We start from the raw sequence: 6,461 nt of genomic DNA, 5'->3' as shown, positions 1-6,461 counted from the left end.
TCAAGTGACGGCGGCCGACGAGACGGGCGTGACGAGCATCGTACGATGGAACCCCTTGGGCCTGAAAGTGGCGGAAGGGATTGTGGGCAAAGGGACGACAACGTATGGCTACGATGCTTATGGACGATTGAGCTACAGCGACGATGCGGCCGGGAACCGAACCTCGTATACGTATGATGTCTGGGACCGGATCACGCGTACGCAGTTGCCGGGTGCCAATAACGCGTTCGCCACCGCTCTCTACAATGATATTGAGCGTACCGTTCAAACCACCGACCCGGAGGGCAGCCTCACCAAAGAAACGTTGGATCTGCTCGGGCGTCCGATCAAGCAAGAAGCGATGAACGCTGCGGGCGCCGTGAAAAGCAAGGCCGAGTACACATATGACTACGCAGGGAACCCGATCACGCAAAAGGATGCCAAAGGGTTCACGACCGCTTATGCGTACGATGTCCTCGGGCGTCTGGTCACCGTCACGGACCCGGAGGCCAATGCGACGAACTATGTGTACAGTCTGGCCGGGAGCTTGAAACAAACGAAATACCCGGACAATACGCAAATGACGAAGCAGTACGACCAAATGGGCCGCGTCATTCGCAAAACCGATCCTGCGGGCGGAGTAGAAACCTATGTTTATGATGCCAACAGCAATCTAACGAAGGTTGTAAATCGTAAAAATCAGGCGCGCACATATGCGTACAATAACCGTGATCGCCAAATTTCCAGTACCACGAATCAGGAAACGATTACGATGGGTTACGATGCGGCGGGTCGCCGGCTCCAAATGCAAGATGGAACGGGGACCACGCAATACAGCTATGAAACAGGCTCCGGCTGGCTGCAATCCGTCACGTACCCGGATAACCGTAAAACCGAGTATGAATACAACACCCAAGGCCAACGAACGAAAATGACCGGCCCGTTTGGTGTCGTGAGCCTGTACCGGTACGATGCCAGAAGTCAGTTGGATGCGGTAGGTTCTGTGGCCAACGTATGGGATGCAACCTACACCTACAAGAAAAATGGACGTGTTGCTTCGGCTGAGCTTCGTAATGGAATTCGCTCGACCTACGGCTATGATGAACAGAATCTGACGTCGCTGACGCACACAAAAGCGGGGAGCACACTGGAGGCGTTGAGCTATCAGTATGACCAAAACCGTAACCAGACCGGCAAGACCGAGAAAGGTACCGCCTATACCTTTGGCTATGACCCGTTAAACCGGATCGCGACATCGACCCAATTTAATGAGACCTACACCTACGATCAGCGCGGGAATCGAAAATCGTTAACAAGTGATGCACCTCCGGAAATGGCGAATATGAGCTACGCTTATGATGATCGGGATCGGTTAACGAAGGTTGTCACGGAAAACAACCAAACGGTGACGTACCGTTATAACGGAGATGGCTTGCTAACGGAGCGAACCGAAGCGGGCGTAACCACCCGTTATTACTATGATGGATCAGACATCATAGCGGAAGGAATCGTATCGAATGGAGCGGTCACGCACAAAGCGAGCTACCTGCGAGGAAAGGGATTAGTAGCGCGGGTGGACGCCAGCGGCAGCCGGGCGTACTATTCTCATAACGGTCACGGCGATGTGACGCAGCTAACCGACCAAGCGGGCAATGTACTTAACAGCTACACGTATGACATGTGGGGAAATCCATTAACGGCGAGTGAAACCGTGCCTAATCTATTTAGATATAGCGGAGAATACTGGGATGAGACGACCGGGTTGCAATACCTGAGGGCCAGATGGTACGATCCGAGTGTAGGGCGGTTTATGAATGAGGATACGTATGAAGGGGAATTGAATTATCCACTGAGTTTGAATCTTTATACTTATGTGCATAATAATCCATTGAGGTATATTGATCCGAGTGGGAATATTCCAACACCTGTAGAAGCTGCTAATATGGCTTCGCATATATATAATAGGAGCGGTGATCTTTCCGGGGGGTGGAAATACATTCGTTCTCTTACAGGTGGTGATAACATGGTAATGGGAGTATATTCTAGAAAAAATAGTGATGGATCAATTGAATACGCTTTGGTAAATAAAGGGTCGGATAGTGCTAGTGATTGGAAAAATAACGTCCAACAACCTTTTGGCTTATCAGCTGATATGACAGCTTCAATTGAAGAATCCAAGAAATTTGTAAAAAAATATGATAATTACGAAGTGACTATGGTAGGTCACTCAAAGGGAGGGGCTGAAGCGACCGCAAATGCAATTGCAAACAATAAAAATGCTATTACCTTTAATCCAGCTGTTGCAGATATTCTATTAAATGGTTTGCATAAAGAAGCTCCGAATTATACAGGAACTATGACTCATTATGTGGTCAAAAATGAATTTTTACACTCCTTAGTAGGCAATCCACCGTTTGGAACAGTAGTTTACTTACCTACACAACATAAACTTAAAAAATGGTATAATGTTGTTTATAACATGGAACAACGAATTAAAAATCATTCAATGGAATCAGTAAAAAGTGCTTTGAAAGAGAAGGGATATAGATGAATTATAAGGTCGTACTAATCGCAAGTATTTCTATATTCATTATTATTTTAATAATTGTTACTTTGCCGTGGACTCTTTTATTCATCGGGCTCAAGTTACAACCCAATCCAGAAATTCCGGAAATTAAGTACGGTGAATTTCCGTTTCGGCTAACTTACTCAATTAATGGTGTAACTAAAGTAATCGAGGATACTTTGATTTGTGAATATGATGGGATTGGAATGAATGAGGGAATTGGAAAATACATTAAATGGAAATCTCATTTAGCAAGTGGTAAAAATAACATACTACTTTTAAATGTAGATTCTCCACAGGGAATCGCGCTTGATGAAACCACTATAAAGCAAGAGATTTATTTTGATCCTGGACCTGCTTGGTATTATATGAACGATACTCGACTTGGAAGTGAGTATAAACATATTTATCCTGATGCTTCATTTAAGGAAGAATATCAAGATGGAAGAAGTGCGGAAGGAATTATAGAAAAAGACGAACTATTAGAAAAATATAACATTAAATTAATTGGCTGGGAATACACGCAACCAATTATTAATAACTTTTCGACAACTAAGAAGTGAACTAAAAAATGTAAGAATGACGCCACATGCGAGTGTAACAACTCCATGTGGTTTCTTTTTTTGATAACGCCCCCCACCCAGTGCCGAATGAATCGTGCGGCTCAGTCCAAAAGAACTTATCCCTCATCACCCTCATATGAAATTCCCTAAATATGATTGTACGCACGTAAATGCTTTAATCTTATAACCTAACTAACGAATCAGCATTACATCTAACAGGTTCATTATGGTCAGATACTACCATGATGGACCTGTTTTTCGTTATCTTCGCTTTCTTGCGTTTTTTTAAATTTACTCGCAACTGTAGAATATGCGGCCCCGATAGGGAGGATGAAAAGGCAAAGCATCTTTTGGAGTAGTTAGCCCGACTATTCATAATGTCAGGACTTATCTGCTAATTGTCCGCAACAATCTGGCTATTTGCCGCGATAGTTACTGTGCAAGTCAATAAATCTGGTGACGACCAGTTGACATCGAACAGGTAAGGCTACGTGTCGGGCTAGCCGCCTTCCCTACTCCACAGCCGCAAAGTCGCGGCACAACAGCATAAGAAGGAAGGTATTGCAGATGAAAACGAAGTACAACGACTTCTGGATGACTAAGAACACCAAACCTGCTAATGCGTATATGGACGAAGTTGCCAAGGAGAGCAACTTTACAGGACAGCATAAGGGATATATAATCCTGCCGCATAAAATCCATCGGTGCTACGGTCTAAGTCCGTATGAGAAGCTGATTCTCGTCGATATTGTCGCGTATATGAGCGACCAGAGCCAGTGTTACCCCACCATTGAGATGATTGCCCGAAATCTAGGATGTAGTTCCAAGTCCGTAGAGCGGCATATTGCCACACTGACAGAAAAAAAGCTGATTCTGGTCAGCCAGAGCAAGAATAATACGTACTACTTGCCGAACTATCTTCACGTTCATCCGTATTTGCTTGTGTCAGAGAAGACACATGAATTCATTGGGAGCGTAAGGAAGCAGGTAAACGAGAGGGAATTGACGCTGTGGATTCAAGAGACCGTCAAGAGTGACGACTACAAGGCATATACCGCCCGACTGGAAAAACTGCATGAAAGACGCTTCACTACGGATAAATTCGCTGAAAAGGAAACATTGGCTAGTTACACGCAATTCCTAATGACCGCATTTGCCAAGCGATTTCCGCCAGATGTCAACGGAGCATAGTGAAGAGTCTGTTATTTCAGCGGACTCTCTGTCCAGATAGCCGACACACGGTCGGTTAAAGGTAAGAAATAAAGGCTGTAGACTCTGTGTCCACGATTTCGACAGAGAGTCGGCGATGCCAGACCGAGAGTCTGAATCGTAGACGTAGAGTCTGTTACGAACCGTCCGATAGTCTCACTAATAAGAATCATTAAATAAGATTCAATTCAAGAAGAAGCAATAAAAGAATCACTTGAAAAAGAAACAGCAGACACGCCGTGGGCGGTCTGCGATTTCGGGGAAGATTCTTGATTCTTGGATGGAGGGTAAAAACGGCGGATAACTCTTTATAGATACTTTACTCAAGAATTAAAGACAGAGTTCCGCCGCCGCTCCCCTCTGCCCCATCGGGCGGCTCGCTCAGGTGGCTCTGAGAACGCACAGGAATCCGTTATAGGCATTTTAATGCGTTGGTACTAATATGGTTGGAGTAATATAAAAGCTCTACAAGCCTTACAGAAGGTCATATGAGGTTGTTGCAATCCTACTCGTCTTCTACCGAGACAATGAGTTGGTCTACGGTAATATTCAGTGCTTCACAAATTTGTTCTAACGTGCGAATGTACACCCTATCTACAGAATCAGAGCAAAGATGGTTAATGGTGCTTGGTCTTAAATTCATCTGGCGTGCAAGTTTTCTTTGAGACATATTGCGTTCTTCCAAGATTTCTCGTAGTCGAATTTTGATTTTCATTTGTACTCCCCCGACTGTGACTTTTAAGGGTTCTAATCTCATTGATAATATACCATGAAGTATTTAAAAAATCATTGATTGTCACTCTTAACAGGTATATAATCGAGATATGAACCTTTTAAGAGTTACATTAATCTCAATTATCGTAACGGTGGGGGAGGAAACAGCATGAAAGTTATCGGTTATGTCAGAGTTTCAACAAGCGGACAAGCGAAAGACGGTTACAGCTTGTCCTATCAGCAAGATGAAATCCGTTTCTATTGTGAACAGCAAGGATGGGATTTACAGGACATCTTTACCGATGAAGGTATCAGTGGGGCTAAGATTGACGAGGATGCACTTGAGGTGGACAGAATTGGCTTTCAGACGATGTTAGCCGCTATTGCCGCCCAAGATGTGGATGCAGTCGTTGTCCTCAATACAAGCCGTTTATGGCGGTCTGACATCGTGAAGGTAATCGTGCATCGTGAGTTTAAGAAGTACGGCGTGGATGTGAAATCCATCGAACAGCCGACATACTCCATCTATAAGAAAGACCCGTCAGACTTCCTAATCAACGGATTAATGGAACTGCTAGACGCTTACCAACGGCTAGAAATTTCCATGAAGTTAAGCAGAGGACGCAACAAGAAGGCTCAGCAGGGCGGCTATGCCGGAGGACGGGCGGCGTTCGGTTACAAAGCCAAGAAGGGTCAGAAGGCAATTGAAATTAATCTCGATGAAGCATTAGCCGTACAACGAGTATTTGAACTAAAGGAATTATTCCCTGATTGGTCATTATCACAATTGGCGTATCAGATGAATGATGACCGCTTTACGACAGCGCAAGGCAAGAAGTTTACAAAGGTACAGATTAAACGTATCCTTGACCGCCGCCCCTTGTACGAGGGCATGTATCTCTACGGCGGCATTGAAGCCGATGGGCTTCACCAAGCCATTATATAGGCGGTGGCGGCATGGAGAAGATGAAAGCCTATAGCCTTTACATCGAGCAGGAAGACACGTTCTACAAGCAGTTGGAAGCGTTGGAACAATGCCAATGTGCCATGTTCGATTATATCTTTCGGTATGGCGATCAGTTTCATCCGCAGATGGTCGAAGAAGTGTTAATGAACGTCCATCATTTGGAAGTGAATGTACGGTTGGAATTATTGCATCTGCGATTGGCGAAAGCCTTTCTTGCCTACGAAATGAATCGTCCATAATGGTGTTTGCATGTACATGAGACTTTGCTTTTGTATCATTGCGGTTTGTCCGCTCGAACTGAGGATGCAAGCTCATGATACAGCAATTGCCGCGCCATCCGATCAGGGGACAGCATGTCATCTCCGCCCTATGCGTAACCCTTCCATGACATACAAGGGAGTGAAACGAACGATGACCAACGTTCAACTAACGCCGGATAAACTGATTTATGTCGGTGTAGATT

At 44.9% G+C, this 6,461-nt stretch carries 7 protein-coding genes; 6 read left to right on the top strand and 1 reads right to left on the bottom strand.

The genetic code is table 11. The annotated features are described in order from the left end of the window. From JFN88_RS16295 to JFN88_RS16285, 3 genes are all read left to right on the top strand, one after another. The coding region (locus tag JFN88_RS16295; protein WP_199020326.1) for an RHS repeat domain-containing protein at nt 1–2,530 on the top strand (2,530 nt) is incomplete at its 5' end. Beyond that, nucleotides 2,527–3,108 carry a hypothetical protein gene (locus tag JFN88_RS16290; RefSeq protein WP_199020325.1) on the top strand — a complete coding sequence of 194 codons (582 nt, stop codon included), beginning with the start codon at nt 2,527–2,529 and terminating at the stop codon, nt 3,106–3,108. The genes JFN88_RS16295 and JFN88_RS16290, both read left to right, overlap by 4 nt. 567 nt (nt 3,109–3,675) lie before the next feature. Further along, nucleotides 3,676–4,299, top strand: coding sequence for a helix-turn-helix domain-containing protein (locus JFN88_RS16285; RefSeq protein WP_199020324.1), 624 nt, complete (start codon nt 3,676–3,678; stop codon nt 4,297–4,299). Nucleotides 4,300–4,822: 523 nt separating this feature from the next. Here the strand turns inward: JFN88_RS16285 and JFN88_RS16280 are convergent. Then, on the bottom strand, nt 4,823–5,032 hold the full coding sequence (locus JFN88_RS16280; protein WP_199020323.1) for a helix-turn-helix domain-containing protein: 210 nt from the start codon (nt 5,030–5,032) through the stop codon (nt 4,823–4,825). A 168-nt stretch (nt 5,033–5,200) separates the two neighbouring features. On the opposite strand from JFN88_RS16280, the gene JFN88_RS16275 reads away from it, so the two are divergent. The 3 genes from JFN88_RS16275 to JFN88_RS24630 all read left to right on the top strand — a co-directional run. Further along, nucleotides 5,201–5,977, top strand: a complete 777-nt coding sequence (locus JFN88_RS16275) for a recombinase family protein (RefSeq protein WP_199020322.1) — start codon at nt 5,201–5,203, stop codon at nt 5,975–5,977. 11 nt (nt 5,978–5,988) lie between these two features. After that, nucleotides 5,989–6,237: a hypothetical protein gene (locus JFN88_RS16270; RefSeq protein ID WP_199020321.1), complete on the top strand. Its 249-nt coding sequence runs from the start codon at nt 5,989–5,991 to the stop codon at nt 6,235–6,237. A 16-nt stretch (nt 6,238–6,253) separates the two neighbouring features. Further along, nucleotides 6,254–6,461 (top strand): hypothetical protein (locus tag JFN88_RS24630; RefSeq protein WP_233167950.1); only part of this gene is annotated, 208 nt, incomplete at its 3' end.

It is taken from the genome of Paenibacillus roseus (assembly GCF_016424485.1).
GTDB classification, from domain to species: Bacteria; Bacillota; Bacilli; order Paenibacillales; family Paenibacillaceae; genus Paenibacillus_D; species Paenibacillus_D roseus.
Note: the sequence above shows the minus strand (reverse complement) of the source record. Positions and strands in the feature narration are given on the sequence as shown.

Bases quoted from the DNA above. Each gene is read 5' to 3' on its own strand.
- JFN88_RS16290 (WP_199020325.1), top strand. From the start codon at position 2,527: ATGAATTATAAGGTCGTACTAATCGCAAGTATTTCTATATTCATTATT.
- JFN88_RS16285 (WP_199020324.1), top strand. From the start codon at position 3,676: ATGAAAACGAAGTACAACGACTTCTGGATGACTAAGAACACCAAACCT.
- JFN88_RS16280 (WP_199020323.1), bottom strand. From the start codon at position 5,032: ATGAAAATCAAAATTCGACTACGAGAAATCTTGGAAGAACGCAATATG.
- JFN88_RS16275 (WP_199020322.1), top strand. From the start codon at position 5,201: ATGAAAGTTATCGGTTATGTCAGAGTTTCAACAAGCGGACAAGCGAAA.
- JFN88_RS16270 (WP_199020321.1), top strand. From the start codon at position 5,989: ATGGAGAAGATGAAAGCCTATAGCCTTTACATCGAGCAGGAAGACACG.